The organism is Pedobacter sp. Leaf41, assembly GCF_001422545.1.
Lineage (GTDB): Bacteria > Bacteroidota > Bacteroidia > Sphingobacteriales > Sphingobacteriaceae > Pedobacter.
Genome location: NZ_LMLE01000012.1, coordinates 65,597 through 85,952, shown reverse-complemented (window position 1 = coordinate 85,952; position 20,356 = coordinate 65,597). Strand labels below are relative to the sequence as shown.

Genomic DNA, 20,356 nt, shown 5'->3' with positions numbered 1-20,356 from the left:
CTTAAATCTGTTTTATGACCTCAATTAATTTTTTCTTTTCATCATCCCAATCAAACTTGCTTTTTGCAGCAATTGCAGCCGCCTGCTTCGCATCTTCTAAATTCGATCTATTTTCAGCCCAACTTTTCAGGATATCTAAATTTGAATCAGGCGAAAGAATAACGCCTGCATCTGGTGCCTGCTGAATTACCCATTTTTGTCCTGTTGTAGGAGTCGCAATTACGGCTAAGCCTGCATTAAAATATTGAAAAATCTTATTAGAAATTGCAATTTCATTATTAACGCTAAAGCCTGGTTCTAGTGCTAAACCTACATCAAAACCTTGTAGCCAGAAACTTAATTCTATCGGGTTGCATTGAGGATAAAAAAATATGTTATTTATCCAGCCTGTTGAAACATTTTCTAATAATTGAGATTGGATAAATTCATTACTTGTACCTCTTAAATGCAATTCAATTAAATCAGAATTTTGCAAAACCAATTTTGAAATAAATTCTTTTAATCCTCTATTCAGGCCAATGGTCTGAGAAAACCACACAATTTTAATGGGTTTGCTGTTGTTTATTTTCTCTCGAGGCGCTAAAGCATTGTAGGTGAAAAAGTTATTAATTGTGATAATCTTTTTCAGTTCAAAATGTTTGCGATATGCTTCAGTAATAAACTTACTTGCCGTGCTGATGTATTCAACACTATTTAGATACTTCTCTTCAATAACTTCAGCAAAGTTATTTTGTATTTTATCAGTTGTTTCTCTTCGATGATAATCCTCTGCATCAAAAGCAAACTTAGTCCCATTATTCTTCGCGGCCCACGCTGCAATAGGCAAAGCCAGTAAAGTATGCCCAATATATAAATCCGCAGTATTTTTATTAATTAGCTTTTTAAATTCAGGAAAGAATACATTTTCGCTTAGTTTAGTTTTTGGATTAATCCTGATCCAAAACTTACGCAATAACCTTTTATAATTTAAATATCTCGAAGCTCTATTTTTACTTCCAAAATTTATTTTATAGAACTTAACTTTTGGAAGCTCTTTAATGATATCCTCATCAAATTCCTCAAGTTCAGCAATGTGCTGTAGAAAAATTACACTAACAACAAAACCAGCTTCGCTAAGCGCTTTGGCTTCTTTAACTAATCTTGGATTTGAACTTAAGTGACTTGAACTTATTAATATTATTTTTTGAAGCATTTTGGGATTACTGAATTGAACATTCAAAAATTAAATGTCACTATATTTTTATTAAAAATTCAATTAGCTGATTTTTTATATTGTAAAGGGAAATATCAAATCCTTTTTTTTTCCAAATAACCATATCTCCCAGGTTGTTGGCAATGACAGGAATATTTTTTTCAAATGCCTCATATAAAACATAAGGGCCCGTTTCATAGGTAATAGAAGGAATGACTAACAAATCTATGCTTTTATAAAACTCATTAGTTTGCGTTTCTGACAAATTAACTTTCCAAAGGATATTTGAGTCGTTAGCTGTTACGTTCTTAAGTCTATCAAAATACTTTTCATCATTAATAATACCCGCAATATGAAGTTGCAAATCTTTTCTATTTGCCGATTTAAAGGCCTCAATTAAAATATGCAATCCTTTTTCTTGGGTGATCCGTCCAACAAATCCAATAACTTTAATCTTCTTTTCAACTGGAATTTTTGGGCTTAATTGTATATCCAATAATTGACTGGTAATGGTTATTTTCTTCGGCTCAAATCCATTTTTAATAAATATTTCTTTCTGCCAATTAGTAAAAAGAAAGACCTTGTCGCATAGTGTGTTTAGCTTCAATAGGTTTTCGACTTTTCTTTCTACTACGGTCGCTGTACTAACTGGATAATTTAAGACATCTACTGTTTTTGCTATTATTTTAATAATTGGCATGCTAGGAACTTTCTTACTAATGTAACAGGCAGTACATCTATGTTTTTGAATAAGACCGTCACAAGCGTGCGTTCCAAATTGCATTAAGTCGCCATGAATACAGGTGATACCAGGCACATGGGCTGTAAAATGAATTTCTGCATTTAACCTTCTAGCTGCTGATATATGAAATATGTTAAAAGCGGGCGTTAAGGTATGAAAATGAACCAAATCGTACTTGTTTTCGCTTAATATTCTTCTAAAATCATTTAGATTTCCAGCTGCCTTTCTGCTTGATAAAATATCGTAATCATGAGATAATTCGTCATTCAGGCAATGAACAATTATATCTTCATAGGTGATAATAGTATTCGGGGTACCAGTGGTGATAATATGGACCTCCTGATGTTGCTTGATTAAACTTTTAGCAAGACTCAGCACATATTTTTCAGTGCCTCCTCTGCTAGTCGGATAAAAATAAGCAGTCACCAAAGCAATTTTCATAACTTAAGAGCTCTTTTAAAACCAGCTACTTTTTCGGCACTTTTATAGCCAATCATCTTAGACAAAGCACTCAATAAACCTTTTTCTGGAGGTAGATAATGTGGTTCAATTTGAAGTAAGAATTCAATAGCCTCCATTGCTAAACCTTTATCCAAAACACTAAGTCGGTTAATGCAATGTCTTAAAGATTGTATAATTACCGCTTTTTTCTCAGCATTAAGATCTCCTTTCCATGCTGTGTAAATACCCTTTGTGTTTTCATATAAATCCTTCACAAAATTCAAATCGCTTTTTTGTGAAAGTGAATTCGATTGAGCAATTCTATACTTTGCCATTATACCACTGGTATATACAAATTTACCTTTAGCAATTGCCGCATCCAAAAAGTACCGAGCATCTTGTATTATCGGTAAATGCTCATTCCATTGTAAGACATCGCATATCCTCCTCGAATACAATATTGCAGCTGGAGGACACCAGAAATAGGTAAAAAGTGCAATTTCTAAATCTCCTTGTATTTCGCGTTCAATGGTTTCTGAAATCTTTATCTGATCATTTTCGATTTTAAACTTTTGCCAGTCTCCGTAAGCAACATCTGCTTCTTCTGTTACTAAAGCCTGAAGTTGTATCTCAATTTTTGCAGGCATCAATAAATCGTCCGCATCTAAATACTGAATATAATCTCCTTTTGAATGCTTAAAGCCTAAATTGCGGGCATGGCTAACCCCATTGTTTTCTGTTGATAATATGCTTATTGGCATACAATAGCCTTTTAAAACAGTTAAAGTATTGTCTGTAGAACCATCGTTTACGACAATAACTTCTAAATTTTTATAGGTTTGTGCATAAACAGAATCCAGTGTCTGGGCAATAGTCTGCTCTGCATTATATGCTGGTATAATTACTGAAACTAATTGCGTTGAGATAGCCAATGCTGAGTTTTTTTTAGTGCTTCTTCAGTAGATACAGCAGACTTCCAACCTAATATTTCCTCGGCTTTTTCTGAAGAAAACTCACTGTTTGTATTTCCAAACAGTTCGTTTAACCAAATAGGAGGGTTAAACGGTTGGCTGAAATCTTTTGTGAGATTTTCTGTTCCATTACCTGTCCATTCAATTTCGCGTTCACCATCTAACTTATTTCTAAATTTAGGGATCCTCTTAAAAATTGCTTTTTTAATGCCACCCAACACAGGGTGCTGATTAATTAAGGAAACAAATTCATAGTTGGCTACCAAGTAACGGGCAATTTTTTTAAGATTTGTTTTTTCCTTAAAGTTTTGTGTAAGTAAGCTGTTTGTATCAAGATTTTCAATTTGGCTTGTCTTATCCAATAATAGCGGACTTAGAAAACTTTTCCAGGTTAATGTATCATCATTAATGATAAAGTTTAATCCATGTGCTTCCTTTACCTTCAATGATTTTTCTATGGCATCTAACAAATTATCTATATAAACAACGTTAGCCATTCCATTACCATTATCAATCCAGCAAAAACGATTAGAATTGGCAAGTGTAAGTGGTAAAGTAGTATAGGTTTTCCCATTCGGGCCGTAAACACAGGTAGGATTAAGCACTATAATTCTGGTTCTGGTTTGAGTTTTTGCAAATTCCAAACACCAATCCTGCATTATTTTTTTCGATTTCCCGTAATCTCCACCAGCAGGTTTTCCATTTGTATTTTCGTTTACTATACCGTTTGGAAAACCATAAACATTCATAGTACTCAATACAACAACAGCTTCAGCACTTTGTTCACAAGCGGCTTTCACTACGTTTTTTGTGGCTTCAACATTAATGTTGTAAGCATTTTTACTATCAGTAGAATAGGCCAGGTGAATAATAAATTGTTTTCCAGCAACAGTTTGAAGTACCGATTCATAATTTAATAGATTTACTTTTGGCAAATTGATATCAAATCGGGCTACAGATGCACAGTTTTTATAACCCCTAACAGGCACAGTTATATTTTGAACCCCTTTGCGCCATAAATGCTCGGTTAAAGCTGTACCAATAAATCCAGTTCCTCCTGTAATCAGGTAAGTATCTTCACTTGTTTTGGCTAATGTTGTTTTTCGATTTTCATACGCCCATTCTATAAGCGTAATAACTGCTTTTGCATCAGCAACTTTAACAAGTGATTTATCCTTCGATGAAAACCTAAGCAATTGCTCAACAAAACAAGCTTCAAAAATATATTGTAAAGATCTATCAGTGAAGGCATTATTTAATTTTATTTCATAGACTATGCCATCTTCAGGAGAAAAAAAACAACTTTCAAACTTATCTTTATCCATCCATAACCGACCATTTGTACCAATAATTTCAAATGTGTTTTTTAGCTTTTCGGTTCGGGAAAGTTTTATAGAAATTTCAATGCCAGATTCATTTTTTAATGCGTAGTTAACATTGGCTTCAACTCCGCCTTCATAATCATCTTCATACTTAAAAGGTTTAAGTGCTCCAAAAAGATGATAAACTAAATCAAGATAATGTACGCCCATATCAGCTAAAACACCACCGTTTTTAGGGTCGAAAAAGGCATAACTGTCTGCTACCCATGCAAAAGGATTTCCATCTTCTATGCGTACTTCATTGATCTCACCCACAAGATTTAAACTTTTGCGTAAGGCAAGATAGGATGGCATATATCGGCGAACCATTCCCGTGTAAACATGCTGATTTGTTTTAATTTCCACATCACTTATCCTGTTGCATGCCGAAGTAGTTAAAACCATTGGTTTCTCACACAAAATCGGAATACCTTTGTCAAGACATAATGCAATTGCTTCTTCATGAAGATGGTTTGGCAAAGTGATGATTGCATAATTATAATCTGTTTGATCTTGAGCAAAGAATTCTCTAAATCCAAAATTAACCACTGAAATCCCTTTGGATTTTAGATACTGATAGGTCTCAACATTAGGTTCTACTATAGTAATTGAATTCAGTAGATTAAGATGCTCAAATGCTTTTAGGTAGTATTCCTGAACCACCGCACCACCACCAATAATTAGATACTTTCTATCTTCCATAAAGCTTTTTGATAATAAACTTTGGTATAAACTTTAATAGATAGAATTTATTTGGGAATTCGAAATATTGATTTGCCTTTGTAATTTGGGATATGTATTTAAATTTTCCGAAATGCTCAACAAATGATCTCCAGTTATTAAATTGTGCTTGCATGATTAATTTTGAATCAGCCTCATTTTTTATAAAATGATGATAACAATAATTATGAATTTCATTAATTTCTTTCTTAACCATTAGGTTTGATTTCCATTTGTTTGTAACAGTTCCTTCATGTCTCCTGTAAAAATTAAGTATTTCCGATTTAAAAATCAAATTGCCGTTTTTCATCAGAGCTATCCATGTAAACCAATCCCCACAAAGATGATAATTGATGTTGTTTTTTGCGGCACTTTGCAAATAGGCAGCTCTTTTAAAAAGTGCAGCACTAGCATTGATTATAATATTTTTATGAATCCAATATTTCAGTACAACTTCTTGTCCTTCAATTTTGAAATCCTCAGACCAAAAGGTTCTCGACAAATCATTTGTCCAGCTTATTAAAGACTCTCCGAATGTGTCATTATAAATATAATTGCTTTGCGAATAAGCAATAGCACAATCATTATTATTTTCCATTAACGGAACGAGAGCTGAAAGAAAAGAATCACTTGCATAATCATCACTTTCTGCTATCCAAATATATTTTCCTTTGGCTAATATAATTCCTTTGTTCCATTGTGAAAATGTAGACCCAGAATTTTTTGAATTTACAATCAGCGAAACATTTTCTTTATCAGAAATTATTTGTTTAATCAATTCTACGCTTTGATCAGTTGATGCATCATCCAAAATAATTAATTCGAAATCTTGGAATGACTGATTAAATATAGATTCCAATCGTTTTGAAAGAAATTTTGAATGATTATAATTCGGAACAATAATAGAAACTAATGGGGCTACCAAATCTTTAGTAAATTATGATTTTTATCATTATACTTTTTTATATGAATAACTACAGATTAACTTCCTATGAATTTTTAGGTTTTTAGAAAAACAATCTCAAATGAATTTAAGTAGCTTATTAGTTTTTGTTGTTGGTTATCAACCTATACATGAATTTAAAAACACTTCTTAACGGATTTTTAATGTCATTTTGGTATATTTTCGAATTTGAGTAGTGCGGGATTACTTTATTATATATAAGATACCCATATTTATTCATTATAAAGTTGATAAATTCATTTTGTTTCTCACTTTGCTTTTGGCCAACAGCTATCATTGAGTTGGCTAAAACCCTATATTCAAAAAGCTCTTCATCTATAAATTTAAACCTAAAATTATTAAAATAGCTGTTCAACCAAAAGTCCCAGTCTTCTAAGCTCTGTATGGGTAAATTTTCTTCATAACCATTGTTTTTAATCCAAACTTCCTTTTTGTATATAGCGCAAGCATCAATATAATTTCCAAAAATTAAGTCTGTCCCATCAAACTCTTTTGGCTCAAAGATTCTATCTTCAGTAACATCACCAAAAAAAAGAGGTTTACTATAAACTATATCAGCAATATTATTATCCAATATTGGTAATGCTTTTCTGATATAATTGGCTTTTATTTTGTTATCGGCATCCAATGGTAAAATGTATTTCCCTTTTGCTGCGGCAATACCAACATTTCTGCTAAAAGATAATCCTGAATTTTGTTGCTTTATTATGTGGTAACCGAGTGATTTGAGCTCTTCCATTTTATTAATAGTAAAAACATCTGTCGATCCATCATCAATAATAATAATTTCGATGAGCTGATCTTGGTAAGTTAATACACTATCTATAGCCTCTTGTATATATATGCCATGATTGTAACAAGGAATTATAACAGTTAAAACCATTATCTTTTTTTTGCAATAATTACATAATTCATCGTATTCGTATGATCTTTAATTTCTTCATCAATTTTAGAAAAAAAACTATTAATATGTTTTGTCTTTAAAAATTTTAGAGTGGTTCTTAATACAAATCCTCTGAAACCTTTTATGTTGTAAGCACTAGGTATTGCATGCAGTAAGGCCTGTCCAGCCACACTCCAACTACCCCCATTTGATTTAACTTCTACAAGTTCAAACCCTGCCGTTTGCAACAAGTATGTAAAACCATGTTTTGTAAATCTAAAAAAATCATAAGGTTCTTCATGTAGGGGCCAATACATCGGACCTGATATAATTAAATATCCATTTGCTTTTAATAATCTATAAGCTTCATTAATTAAACCTTGAGGATCTTCAACATGCTCAATAGTTTGGGTTGATATAACAGTATCAAATGACTCACTCTCTAATGGTATATTATTTGCCAGGCATAAAAAATCAACTTTATTTTCACTTGACTGTATAACATCAACACCTACATAGTTATTTATTAATTTAGATAGTATTCTTTCGTAGGGTTTGTTGCCACAACCAATATCTAATAACTTGCCTGTTGCATATTTTTGAAAAGAATCGAATAAATCACGATGATAGAATTTGTAATGTAGATAATGTAAATTATTAATATTTATCTCTGTTTCAGTTAATCTAGAAAGATTTTCTTCTCTCATGTAGTTGCTTTTGGTAATTAAAATGTTTGGTACATGTGAATAAATTTCTTAAATAGTATTCAATTGAATATAAATTTCACGATTTCATCAACTTTATATTCATTTTTCAAGACTTTCAAAATGATCACCAATTTAAGGCATTATTTGCTTTATGTATTATGATTAAATAACAATTTAATTAGTTTACTATTTCATTGTAAGCTCTTTGCCATCCAAAATAGCGAGCAAGGACTAAAACCGCTTCGAAAAAACTTAATCTGATGGTATGTACAATAACTTTCTTGCATAAACTAAGGAAATTTGCTTTCTTAATGACTGAATATTGTTTATAGGATATCAAAGCAGTTGAGTATGACATTCCCTCGGTTAAACGATATATGTATTTACGTGTGGTTCTTTCTTTTGGAATAAAGTGCTTTATACTTAATGTTGCAAATTGACCAATCTCATAATTATTTGTAAGAAAATAATTAACCAAATCTGTATCCCCTCCAGAATTTAAATTTTCTCCAGTCCTATCTAAAATTATCTGCTTCTCAAATTTGAAATACTCAACAACTAATTTTTTTAAAACAAACATACCTGCTCCACAAACGTCGCAACCATCGGCTAGGCACTTTGAAATTCTTGTATCATAACCATAATCTAAAATGTTAAATATCACGCATAGCTGTTGGTAGTTATAAAACCATTTATTTGGTAGTTTTTCAAAAACAGCTTCAGATTTACCACAGCAAACCATTTTTAATTGCTGATGCTGGCTGATGATTTTTTTAAAATTTATAAAATAATCAGGATCTAACCAATTATCGTCATCGCAATAGAGCAACCATTCGTATTTTGCTAACAACGCTCCTTTACGTCTCGCATAATTTAAACCAGCATTATCTTCATTTACTATAAGAAAGCTAACATCATCCTGATTGTATTTTTCCCATTCCGCCTTTGCAACATCTGCAGTTTTATCTGTAGAAAGATTATTAACAACGATTATTTCCCATGGAATATATTTATCCTGATTTAGTTCTGATATCTTTAGTAAAGTATCAGGCAATCTTCTTGCGCTATTATAACAGCAAATAATTATTGAAATACCAATCATTTGTTACTGTGCTTAACTCCAATGGTAAGTTCACCTGTATTAAATATAAAAAAACTATTATCTCTTAATATCCTATATATTTGATTTCTACAATTAAACTCATCATGGATTTCTATTGCAATGATTTTCACTTGTCTTAGAAATGACAAATCATTTTCTGCTTTAAATATTTCTGCTTCACTTCCTTCAATATCAATTTTTAAAAAATCTATTTCCTGAAGGCTGTATTGTTTGATAATGTCCGCTATAGATACTGCGGAAATAAAATTATCATCGGTGTTATTTGATTTTACTACCCGTCTTGACCACTCCCGACTATCTCTAAAATCCTTATTTAAAGTAAGAAAATCTTGCTTATGCCACAATGCCTTCTGCAACATAATAACATTGCTAATGTTTTCCAAATTAATTTGGAGCTGTTCAAAATTATCAGAATCAGGCTCTAGGCATATTATTTTACAGTTTGGAAAAGCATTTGAAAATTTAATGGCCGATAGTCCAATGTTAGCTCCTGCATCAACTATTGTATTAATCTCAATCTCATTTAAGTGAATATAATCAATAAGAGTTTGATACTCATTATTTATGAAAATTTGGCTAAAAGCATCTTTGTCACTGGTATTGTCTCTAAGTTTAATTGCATAAAAACCTGATTGAACTAAAACCTGATCTGATTGAAACTTAATTTCATAGCCTAAAGATTGGGTATTATTTATAAAGCTTCTGAAATGCACTATTTGCTTGTATCTTCCGGGTATTGCGAACTCTATTGTTTTTCCATATAAATAAACTAATTTATCTATGGATTTTAAATTTTTGAAGAAACTCCTAAATCTGGACATCTTACCTGTTTATCAGATTAACTACTTTTGTTATAAATGATTCTTTCGAAAATTTGCGATGAGAATAGATCAAATTTGTTGATTTTATAGTGTTAGTTAAATTTTGGTTTATTAGGATATTATTTAAAGCTGAAAATAATTGATACTTGTTTAAATAACGCAGCTTCTGTTCCACGAGTAGGCGCTCTATTGATTTCCAGGGATCTAATTCTAACAATTCTTCAATTTTTTGAATGCTCTTTTTATAGTTGTTTATTTCGATTTTTAATAATGAAGCTGAATCGAAATACTTATCGATATCTGGTGCTCCATAATAGATGGGGAAAGTATGGGTCAAATAGCATTCTGATATTTTTTCAGTAAAATACCCATCAATTGCAGAGTTTTCGATAGCAATTGAATACTTGTAGGGTGTTAATGCAATTAATTTGTTATCAATAGGATTAAACCCTCTCCCATAAACATCCAACTTATCTTTAAAATGTCCAATTAGCTTATTAACAAAAGCATAACGAGCCTTATGCCCAGGTAAGTCGGTTAAATCTGAACAAACAACAGAAATTTCTTTGCTTTTAATGATCTCCTTCTTAGAATATAACTGTTCGAAAGTTTTTGGTATATGCCAAGTATTTATCTCATGTGTACTTATAATATTTTTGTGTTCAATATCGTTCCTGCAAGTAATGATAGCATGAAATTGATCTAGGAATTGTTTATGGTATGTTTTATAAGGATGAGCTTCGTCTGTCATAAACAATATATTTTCATTAGGACATTTAACCTTTATTTTATCAGCACGTCTTGGTAAATCCCCCCAAACTATCCAATAATCACAAACTTTGCAATCATTATCAATTTCGAATTTAAAATTTTCAATGCAGGGGCTAATTTGCTCATTCAAAAAGCTGTGACCCCATGGCGTCGAGATTTTTACTGTTTTACTATTAGACATATTTTACCAAATTGCCCAATTTCGTCCATTTACATCATGAGTATACTGAAGTCCGCGTCTCATAGCCAAGTACATTCCTATGTTTGATGTATAAGTGCAAACTAGGTTGGTTGATTGGGCCAAGATCTCAATTGAAGCAAATAATAAAACTAATTCTGAATACTTTTTAAGTTCATTAAGTTTTGTAAACTCCTGCTGGTCATATCCTTTAGCTTGTGGCTCTGTTAGAGAATTGAATTGATAAAGAGGAAATTTTTCTTGTAATGTTATAATTACCGAATAGTCATCAGTTGCAACAAATATATCTTTTGTATCCGTATACTGCGTTAGCTTTTCCACATAGTGCTCAGGATCAGTTATTTTTGTTTCCTTATACTTATCTCCCATTCGAATATGTAAGGATGCATATTTTTTAGGCAAAGATAATGTATCAATAATTGAATCGATCTGCTTCTTAATTGTATTATTGTAACTCCAAGTAATACCAATAATTCTTTGGCTAGCGTTTAATAAACTTCCGTGAATTTGTAATTCTTTTATATTGAAATTCAATTTTTCAAACGTGGAACTGTGGAACTTTCCCCATAAATCCTGCGTAAGATAAGTGGACGAGGAATATTTTTTAAACTTATTTTTTATTCTTTTTACAATTGATGGTTTGTGATGAAGTCTATAATTTGATTCAAAATGAAATTCGTCATAAACTTCAGTACAAAATTCGTTAAAGTATTCTTGCCAACCAATTTTTGAAAAATTCGAGTTGTTAGATGACAAGGTAAATTTGATTGCATTATCCAAACAATAAATAATTGCAAATACCATGTTATTATATTCGGAAAAGAAACCAGCCTCACTTCCTAGTCTAAAAATCAGTTGTTTATCGAATTTGTTATTGATATTTTGATATTGACTAATCAGAGCTTTATCATTCATATCTGTTCAATTTTAAAAAGCCAACCTCAGTATAGTTAAAAATTCTTCCGTTCCCATTTTGCACGTAATTGCGCTCGAATGTAATATTTTCAATGTGCAAATATGTTTCAACATTGGGTTGGCTTAAGCTAACAGACATGACAAACACTCCATTAAAAATTTCCTTTGGGAAGAGAATACTTTCTTCCAACGTAAATTTACCCACGCCCAAAGAAATTAGCTTATGTTCAAAATGACCAGGGCTGTAAAAACAAATAAGTTCATTTTCACTTGTGTAAATTTTAACTTCGTAGTTAGCTTGAATGGGCTGAATTAATTCGCCACTAATTATAATATTTATTTTATCTCCGTTAAGTGTAAATACTGTATTGCGCGAACCATTGATTTCAAAATGCGTTAAATTAATATAGTCGTTGTCACATTGGACTTTTTCTAAAAGTAATATTTGTTCCTGTCCGGTCCAAGTATCAGTATAACCTTTTATGGTTTCATTAATATTTCCTATATTTTTTATTTTACCATCTACAAGTAAAATCCCTTGTTGGCAGAGTTGTTTAATAGCATTCATGTTGTGACTTACAAACAATACCGTCCTCCCTTCGCCTTTACTCACTTCCCCCATCTTCCCCAAACACTTTTTCTGAAATTCGACATCCCCAACCGCTAAAACTTCGTCCACGATTAAAATTTCAGATTCTAGATGAGCTGCTACAGCAAAAGCTAGTCGCACATACATGCCAGAAGAATAACGTTTAACTGGAGTGTCTAAATAACGTTCAATACCAGCAAAGTCAACAATCTCCTCTAGTTTACGTTGAATTTCTTTCTTACGCATCCCCAAAATGGCGCCATTCAGAAAAATATTTTCACGGCCCGATAATTCTGGATGAAAACCAGTTCCCACTTCTAATAAACTGGCTATTCTGCCACTGCCAGAAATCTTGCCTGTAGTAGGGGCGGTAACTTTACTTAATATTTTTAGCAATGTACTTTTACCAGCGCCATTTCTGCCAATAATGCCAACGGCATCGCCCTGTTCAATTTCAAAGTTAATATCCTTCAAACTCCAGACTATGTCACTTTCACTTTTGGTATTTTGATTATTGATTTCTCCAATCCGTAAATGAGGATCTTCCTTGCCTCGCATCCGGGCATACCACCGTTCGAGATCACGACTAATCGTACCAGTTCCGATTTGGCCAAGCTGATAAGCTTTACTTAGATTTTCTACTTTGATAGCAATATTTTGAGTCAACTTTTAGAAGTTTAATAGATTGAAAATCTTTCTTTAAGTTTAAGAAATGGTTTCTCTAAAAAATAAAAAGATAAAAAACCAAAAATAAAAACCAAGATTAAATTAAAAGGGAAATAGAAGTATTGTTCCAAAATTGGATAATTTCCCTTTGGTATTATGAATAATTGTTGCCAGATATATAGACTGTAAGAAATAATGCCAATCTGAACAAATATTTTGCTGTTTAATATCCTGAAAATAAAATTGTCCCTTCTAATAATTGAAAACAATATCATATAGGCGAAACAAAGATTGGTTAAAAGATTACCGCACGGCAAAAGAATTTTTCCATATAGCCCTTTTGCCGACATGTAATAGATAAAATATACAAATATAATTGCAAGTGTAAAAATTATAAAATTGAAATTTTTGATTACTATATACCTGGAAGAAATAAAAGAATTGAAGCATAAAAGACTCATTAAAGCGCCCGTAAATATTGAGCTAGCTGGGATAAAAAAAGGGGATAAAATATAGTTTTCAACTTTAGGTTCAATATATTGAATAACTCCAAAAATCGGAATAACCAAAATTATTGTTAAACAAATCACGAGGCTATTCCTGGAGTATTTAAAAATAAAAGGCCAAATTAAGTAAAACTGTTCCTCAACTGCTAAACTCCAGGTATGGCCTGTGATCCAGGTCCCAGATAAAAAATCAAAATTGTTAATATAGAGCAGTGGACCAATAAAATTCGAAAAGGTTAGGTTGAGTTAAAAAAAATGATTAACAAAAAAGATCACAATTAAGTACAAGTATAAAACTGGGATTATTCTTAAAACTCTTCTTATAAAGAATTTTTTAAGATTTATTCTTGTATATTTTATTTTTTCTTTGATTAGAAGTGTTGTGATTAAGAAGCCACTTAAAACAAAAAATATTTTTACACCAAGGCCACCAATAGCCGTTAACTTTAATATTGTGTGAATAATACTTCCCGGCTCTAAGGTAAGCATGAAATGGCCTAAAATGACCATCATAATAGCTACTGCCCTCCAACCATCCAAGGATGGGATATGTTTTGAATGCAAAAAATCAGGACATTCATAGGGCTTATTTATTACCTGATTAAATTTATTTTTACAAACTATAAACACTTATTTTAAATGGATGAAATGGCATTTGAATATTAATATTTTAGCTGTTTGTTATTCGATAGGTTTGTAAAATTATTTAATATCACTAGGTAAAAGCTCAGGTCCTTAATCTTTGATAAAGCCAATTTCTTTTGGTTTTAATCTTCTCTGTCTAAATAATTCAATTCTTTTCGAAACTAGTTCATGTAAAAGAATTGATAGTATTATGGTCATAAAAGTTAATTTTATTCCCGAATTCTTTACATATGGCAGGCTAATTATTCTGACAACATAGAAAATAAATAGATGAGATATATACATTGGATACGAAAGATTTCCAACATATGAATCTAGCTTTGAATTTTTTGTTAAAATAAAGATAAATGGCAGACTAAGAGCAAATATTAATAGGTAGATGTAATTACTTATGTTACCAAATTGAGGATAAGTTACAGAATAAAATAAGATGATAGAAAAAACTGTAATCAATGTACTTTTTGAAATCTTAAATCTTCTTATTTTAACGTAAACATGGTATGATAGAGTGCCTAGAAAAAAGTAGCCAAGTTCAAAGGGTAAAAATCTGTAAGTCCACGGGTCTTGATTGAATCCATTTCTGTAAAATAGAATTCGAACTACAAATGTCATTATTGTAAGTATTGATATTAGAACTAAATTTCTTTTTAGTAAGAGAGGGGCAATCAGGTAAAACATGATCTCAATACTTACTGACCATGCTTGTGGTACAAATAAGAAAGTCCATAACATTGGATCTGTACTATAGAAATTTGATACAAAAATTAAGTTTTTATCACTGCCTACACCAAGAAACATAATAACATCTTGAAATAGGATAAATGTATTAGAGAACATCAATAGTAAATAGCTTGATAGACCTAAATCTTTATCGTGTCTGATATAGTTATATAAAATCGAATTACTTGTATCATTAGTGAAAATCAATACCATCAAAAAGAATAAAACGGTTAAAATCAGTACTGTCCAGTATATAGGGTATAGTCTTAACAATCTATTGGTTATAAATAATTTATACGAATTATTTTCGCCTATATATTTTTCATTTAGAACTAGTGCCATATAGAAACCAGATAAAATAAAAAATGCCTGCACGGCCGTTTGCCCTCCGACAAGTCTAATGCCGAAAATTGGTGTAGAATGTGCTATAATAACAGAAACTGCTAAAAGGAATCTAATTAATCCCATGAAATAATTAGAGTATAATAATTAGAAGAAGTTTTACCTAGATTTTCTACTTTAATCGAGATACTCATTCGGTGTTTGGTGTTCGTTTGTCGTTGCTCGTTTCTCGATTAAACGAAAAACGAATGACAACAAACGAAAAACGAATCTACACCGTATCCACAAAATTCCGTTCTACTTTATTAAACACCACAACACCTGTTAGAAGCAATGCAAGCGTAATACCACTGGCATAGCCCAAACTTCCCCAGCTAAAGCTACCTTCACCCAAAAACCCATAACGAAACGTTTCAATAATAGGTGTCATCGGGTTATATTCAATGATCCAGGCATAATCAGGATATTTCGTTAGCGCCGTTGAGAGGGGATAGATTACAGTCGTGGCATACATTAATAACTGCACACCGAAACCCACCAAGAATGCTAAATCGCGGTATTTAGTTGTCATGGCGGAAATAATCATTCCTGAACCTAAGCCCGATAAGGCCATCAATGCTATAATGAGGGGAAATAATGAAATTGCCCAAGTCACATTAAATGTTGCACCCACAACAAAATAATAATATGACATCATCATCAAGAATAAAACCATCTGCACCCCAAAACGAACTAGGTTGCTCACTACAATACTAAGCGGCATGATTAACCTTGGGAAGTAGACTTTTCCAAATATCCCTGCATTATCTTTAAATACCGTAGATGTTTTGGTTAAACAGTCTGCAAAGTAATTCCATGCCGTTATACCCGCCATGTAGAATAAAGGTTTTGGTAAACCATCTGTGGAGATCCCTGCGAGGTTACCAAAAATAAAGGTGAAAATAATAGTAGTAAAGAGCGGTTGTATAAAAAACCAAAGCGGACCTAAAATGGTCTGTTTATAAAAAGATACGAAATCACGACGAACCAATAACCACAATAAATCTCGGTAAGCCCAAACTTCATTCAATTTCAAATCAAATAAAGAAGCTTTTGCTTCGATGGTCCAACTATGTTCTTCTCTATGATCCATTTATTTTTTGTAATGTAGCTCCCTCTATTTCAGGAGAGGGCGGGGCGGAGGTCAGCAAATCCTCCACTTGCTCTACATACCTTGCAAAACCAAAATGCGTTTCAACCATCTGCTGTCTTTGAACAATCTCATCTTCAGTAGTGGGTTGTGCTAAAAGCTGAATTAATCCCTGATAAACTGCATCTCCATCTTCAGGATCTACTAATAAGCCTAATTCTCCATCTAATAAAGCATCTCTGCTGCCATCGGCATCACCCGCTAAAACCGAGCATCCATTGGCTATTGCTTCTAAGTAAACCAAGCCGAAGCCTTCCCCTTTACTCGGCATGGCGAAAACATCAGCTAGTTGATAGAGAGCCTTTAATTCTTGATCATTTATATAGCCTGCTAAAATAACATGATCTTGCAGTTTGCAATCTTGAATAAGCTGCAAAACTCGCTGTTTTTCCATTTCATCGGCTTTGCCGGCAATAATGTATTTTACCTGCGGATATGTCTTGATTACATCCTTAAAAGCCAATAAAACCATGTCATAGCCTTTGTATTGTTCCAGCGATGATAATCTGCAAACGGTCAGCACCACTTGATCATCTGTGGAAATCCGATATCGCTCCTGCGTATTGGCCTTTAAACTTTCCGCCGAAGAATAAGAATAGCTTCGCGGTAAACTGTTATTTAAAATCTTAATGTTTTTATTCTGAACACTATTTAATTTTCGAAGCTGTTCCGCTGTATATCGACTTACTGCCCAGATTTCGATTTTTTTTAAGAAATCTCGTTTCCATTTTGCTAAGGGTTTCCAAACTTCAATGCCATGTGCAAATAAAATAACCCGTTTTTTAGGACTCAATTTTATGATCAATTTGGCAAAGGGTAGGAGGTGAACGTGACTTAATATAATGATGTCGGCAGTAAAAGCATTTTTTAAAACCGCAAATGCATATAAAAATTTGTTGCCGTTAAAGCCTTTATGATTACTAAAATTTTTTAAGTCGTGCAGGGATAAATTCAAATGACCTTTAATTTTATGGAAACTTTTTAGTTCCTCCAATACTTCGATAAATGTGCGACATACTTTTTCAATGCCACCAGTTAAACTATAGGTATACAAGCTTAAAAAAAGAATCTTTTCGTTTTTCAATTATTGTCGCTTTTGGCTATCTGGTACAACGCAAAAGCTTTCGACCAATGCAATTTCCCTGCTTTGAATTTTTTGATCAATTGAAGGGCATGCCCATCATAATTTTTTTCATTTACGATTCTTTCGTTCTTTAAAAACCATTTTTGCAAAGGAAAAGTAAAACCCATTTTAGGTCGGTTCCAAATCGATTCTGGAAGTATATGTTTAAAAGCATCAATTAACAACCTCTTAGGGCGGTTTGAAAACCTTTGCTGATTTGCAATGTTTTGTATTGTGGCTAAAAAATCCTGATCTAAAAACGGTACCCGAACTTCTATGCCATGATGCATGCTCATAAAATCAGTGTCTTTTAAAAGTTGGTTCTGCATAAATAGGTTGGTTTCCATCCACGAAACTCTTTCTTCTCCTTCCAAAAAGTCAATCGACTTGTTAATCGGGAAATCTTCCAACAACTGATCAATTCTTTTTTGATCAATATTTAAGGTTTTGGCAATGGTTTGTGGCGTGAAAAATCCCCTTAAAAAAAGATATTCCCCAATTGGATTTTGATAACTTAAATAGGAAATCCGCTTGAGTTTATCATGAGGGATATATTCCGATAACTTCAAAAGAGAACGGGGTGTGCGTTTTAACCTTCTGATTAATTTAACTCTTTTGAAAGAGGGATACCCTCCCAAAAGCTCATCGGCACCAATGCCAGATAGTACTGCTTTTAAACCATCAGCTTTCGCATATTGAGTGACAAACCATGAGTTGATGCCATCATTTGTGGGTTGATCCATGGCTTCCAAAATTTGATCAAAGTTTGCAGTTAAATCTGCTTCCTTAACCTGGTAACTATGGTGCGCTCCATTAATTTGATCGGCAATTATTTTTTGAAAAACTTCCTCTGAATAAGCTTCCTCTTCAAAATTAATAGACAAACTTTTTAAGTTTTTCCCAATGCTTTGATCTGCCAAAAGGGTGATGATACTGGAGTCAATTCCTCCACTCAAAAATACACCAAGTGGAGCATCTGCAATTAAAGTTTGCTTTACAGCATGTTCCAATTTCTTTGCGATTAATTGGCTTGCTTCCTGCTGATTAAAAACCGTTTTCGGCTTGAGGTCTTCTTTAAATGAAGCGATAACGAAGTTATTTCCTTGATGATCCCATTTTAAAAAATGTCCCGGATCTAGTGATTTCACTTCCTGCAGGGTAGTGAATGGATGCGGAATGTGACCAAAAGCCAGGAAATAAATTTTCCAATCAAGGTTTTCTTCAAAAGGATAGGAGCATGCTTTGAATGCTTTTACTTCAGAAGCGAAAATTAAACGATTGTCAGCCGCTGCATAATAAAGTGGCTTGATCCCCATTTGATCTCTCACCAAAAAAGTGATTTGCTTTACTTTATCGTAAATGGCAAAAGCAAACATGCCAGCGAACTTTTTGAAGCTTTCCACTCCCCAAAATTGATATGCAGCCAGAATTACTTCTGTATCGCTTTGGGTTTTGAAAATTAATCCCTCAGCGGTTAATTCCTTTTTTAATTCGAGATAGTTATAAATTTCTCCATTAAAAGTGAGGGTTAAATTTTTATCCTGATCACTCATCGGCTGATGGCCATTTGTGGTAAGGTCTATCAATGCCAATCGTCGATGGCCAAACTGCAAACCCAATCCAGGTGCTGCAAAAAAACCTTCATCATCTGGCCCGCCATGCTTCATGCTGTCGCACATCAGCTGAACATCTCTAAAAAGTTGTTCAGGATTTTGGTTTTGATCAATTATACCAACGATACGGCACATTAAATTACGATATACGAATGACGATTTTAGATTTGGAATGGCTTATTCTTAAAACAACAAACGGGTGATGGCCGGACACAGCTTCGCCCTCTCAGTCACATTCTTTTTTAAAAAAATGAACTGATTATGTTAAGATGCTGCCTCATTCAAACTTAACACCTTTTTATGTTTTTAAAACCAAACAGTTTATGCTAACTGTTTAATTACTATTCTTTTTAATTATTGTTTCGATAGGTCTTCCACCGCATCTTTAAGGTTTAGGATCGCTTACCGAGCCAACTAAACGCCAGCTTGAATCTCACACTTTCTATACTTAAATCGGTTCCACAAATGCCATTGATGTATTAATTTCAATGGAATACCCGATATTATCTAAACGTAAAATTATACGTTGTTTATTGTGTACTGAAACCATTTCTGCAATCATATCTTTAAAAGGTCCGGCTTTAATCAGCACTTTCTGCCCTGGTTTAATCTCATGGTCAAAAACTTCCAACTCTTCGTCGGTAGCCAATAATAGCTTCAGTTGATCGATTTGCTGGTCGGGCATGTAAGCTATTTTTCCAGAAAAATAAAGAAATCTTGAAATCCCGTTCGTCATTAAAACTTCGCTATGCTCTTTAGTTGAGATATGGACGAAGAGATAAGATTTTATTAAAGGCTCTTCTATAATTTTCTTCCGGTCGCTCCATTGTTTTAATGTTTTTTTTAGTGGCAGATAAGCCTTAATACCTTTGCGCAGCAATTCATCATAAGCTTTTTTCTCCGCTCTTGATCTCGTATAAACAGGAAACCATTTATAGTTTTGATCAATCATAAGCAAAATCAAGATTAAAAGTTCCGATCATCTTGGAGAGTTGATCCCGCTTATTGGAAGCTATGATAAAAAAAACAGAATAGGTAAAAGATTGTCCTTGTAAGAAAACTACAAGGGTTCTTAATTTGTAGATATAAGAAAAATTTAACCAAATGGGACGAGCAATCATCAATGAGATTGTGGTTTATAAATTTTAATTTG

At 32.7% G+C, this 20,356-nt stretch carries 18 protein-coding genes; all 18 read right to left on the bottom strand.

From position 1 onward, the window contains the following. Position 1: 1 nt before the first annotated feature. Positions 2–1,192, bottom strand: coding sequence for a hypothetical protein (locus ASE92_RS19945; RefSeq protein ID WP_056851892.1), 1,191 nt, complete (start codon positions 1,190–1,192; stop codon positions 2–4). 40 nt (positions 1,193–1,232) lie between these two features. Continuing rightward, positions 1,233–2,375: a glycosyltransferase gene (locus ASE92_RS19940; protein ID WP_056851891.1), complete on the bottom strand. Its 1,143-nt coding sequence runs from the start codon at positions 2,373–2,375 to the stop codon at positions 1,233–1,235. Beyond that, positions 2,372–3,307 (bottom strand): glycosyltransferase family 2 protein, encoded by a 936-nt coding sequence (locus ASE92_RS19935; RefSeq protein WP_082455139.1) that lies wholly within the window; start codon positions 3,305–3,307, stop codon positions 2,372–2,374. The genes ASE92_RS19940 and ASE92_RS19935 overlap by 4 nt, the downstream gene beginning before the upstream one ends. Beyond that, entirely contained in the window at positions 3,286–5,409 is a 2,124-nt protein-coding gene (locus ASE92_RS19930; protein WP_056851890.1) for an NAD-dependent epimerase/dehydratase family protein, read from the bottom strand. The genes ASE92_RS19935 and ASE92_RS19930 overlap by 22 nt, the downstream gene beginning before the upstream one ends. Then, on the bottom strand, positions 5,399–6,352 hold the full coding sequence (locus ASE92_RS19925; RefSeq protein ID WP_056851889.1) for a glycosyltransferase family 2 protein: 954 nt from the start codon (positions 6,350–6,352) through the stop codon (positions 5,399–5,401). The genes ASE92_RS19930 and ASE92_RS19925 overlap by 11 nt, the downstream gene beginning before the upstream one ends. Positions 6,353–6,470: 118 nt before the next feature. Then, positions 6,471–7,274, bottom strand: coding sequence for a glycosyltransferase family A protein (locus tag ASE92_RS19920; protein WP_056851888.1), 804 nt, complete (start codon positions 7,272–7,274; stop codon positions 6,471–6,473). Then, complete coding sequence (locus ASE92_RS19915) at positions 7,274–7,981, bottom strand: class I SAM-dependent methyltransferase (protein WP_056851887.1); 708 nt, start codon at positions 7,979–7,981, stop codon at positions 7,274–7,276. Before ASE92_RS19915 ends, ASE92_RS19920 begins: the two co-directional genes overlap by 1 nt. A gap of 178 nt (positions 7,982–8,159) precedes the next feature. Then, positions 8,160–9,083: a glycosyltransferase gene (locus tag ASE92_RS19910; RefSeq protein ID WP_056851886.1), complete on the bottom strand. Its 924-nt coding sequence runs from the start codon at positions 9,081–9,083 to the stop codon at positions 8,160–8,162. After that, the gene (locus tag ASE92_RS19905) at positions 9,080–9,925 is read right to left on the bottom strand and encodes an FkbM family methyltransferase (RefSeq protein WP_056851885.1); all 846 of its coding nucleotides are present in this window, start codon (positions 9,923–9,925) and stop codon (positions 9,080–9,082) included. Before ASE92_RS19905 ends, ASE92_RS19910 begins: the two co-directional genes overlap by 4 nt. Position 9,926: 1 nt before the next feature. Next, complete coding sequence (locus ASE92_RS19900) at positions 9,927–10,877, bottom strand: glycosyltransferase family 10 domain-containing protein (protein WP_056851884.1); 951 nt, start codon at positions 10,875–10,877, stop codon at positions 9,927–9,929. A gap of 3 nt (positions 10,878–10,880) precedes the next feature. After that, the gene (locus tag ASE92_RS19895; RefSeq protein WP_056851883.1) at positions 10,881–11,810 is read right to left on the bottom strand and encodes a hypothetical protein; all 930 of its coding nucleotides are present in this window, start codon (positions 11,808–11,810) and stop codon (positions 10,881–10,883) included. Further along, on the bottom strand, positions 11,803–13,065 hold the full coding sequence (locus ASE92_RS21565) for an ABC transporter ATP-binding protein (protein WP_056851882.1): 1,263 nt from the start codon (positions 13,063–13,065) through the stop codon (positions 11,803–11,805). Before ASE92_RS21565 ends, ASE92_RS19895 begins: the two co-directional genes overlap by 8 nt. 752 nt (positions 13,066–13,817) lie before the next feature. Further along, a complete protein-coding gene (locus ASE92_RS21790; RefSeq protein WP_157255803.1) occupies positions 13,818–14,201 on the bottom strand; it encodes an acyltransferase in 384 nt (127 codons plus the stop codon). Positions 14,202–14,306: 105 nt separating this feature from the next. Further along, the gene (locus ASE92_RS19875) at positions 14,307–15,404 is read right to left on the bottom strand and encodes an acyltransferase (RefSeq protein WP_056851879.1); all 1,098 of its coding nucleotides are present in this window, start codon (positions 15,402–15,404) and stop codon (positions 14,307–14,309) included. A 145-nt stretch (positions 15,405–15,549) separates the two neighbouring features. Beyond that, positions 15,550–16,410: an ABC transporter permease gene (locus tag ASE92_RS19870; protein WP_056851878.1), complete on the bottom strand. Its 861-nt coding sequence runs from the start codon at positions 16,408–16,410 to the stop codon at positions 15,550–15,552. After that, positions 16,400–17,551, bottom strand: coding sequence for a glycosyltransferase family 4 protein (locus ASE92_RS19865; protein WP_056851877.1), 1,152 nt, complete (start codon positions 17,549–17,551; stop codon positions 16,400–16,402). The genes ASE92_RS19870 and ASE92_RS19865 overlap by 11 nt, the downstream gene beginning before the upstream one ends. After that, positions 17,548–19,338, bottom strand: coding sequence for an asparagine synthase (glutamine-hydrolyzing) (gene asnB / locus ASE92_RS19860; protein WP_056851876.1), 1,791 nt, complete (start codon positions 19,336–19,338; stop codon positions 17,548–17,550). The genes ASE92_RS19865 and asnB overlap by 4 nt, the downstream gene beginning before the upstream one ends. Before the next feature lie 313 nt (positions 19,339–19,651). Next, positions 19,652–20,155: a UpxY family transcription antiterminator gene (locus tag ASE92_RS19855; RefSeq protein WP_056851875.1), complete on the bottom strand. Its 504-nt coding sequence runs from the start codon at positions 20,153–20,155 to the stop codon at positions 19,652–19,654. Positions 20,156–20,356 lie beyond the last annotated feature (201 nt).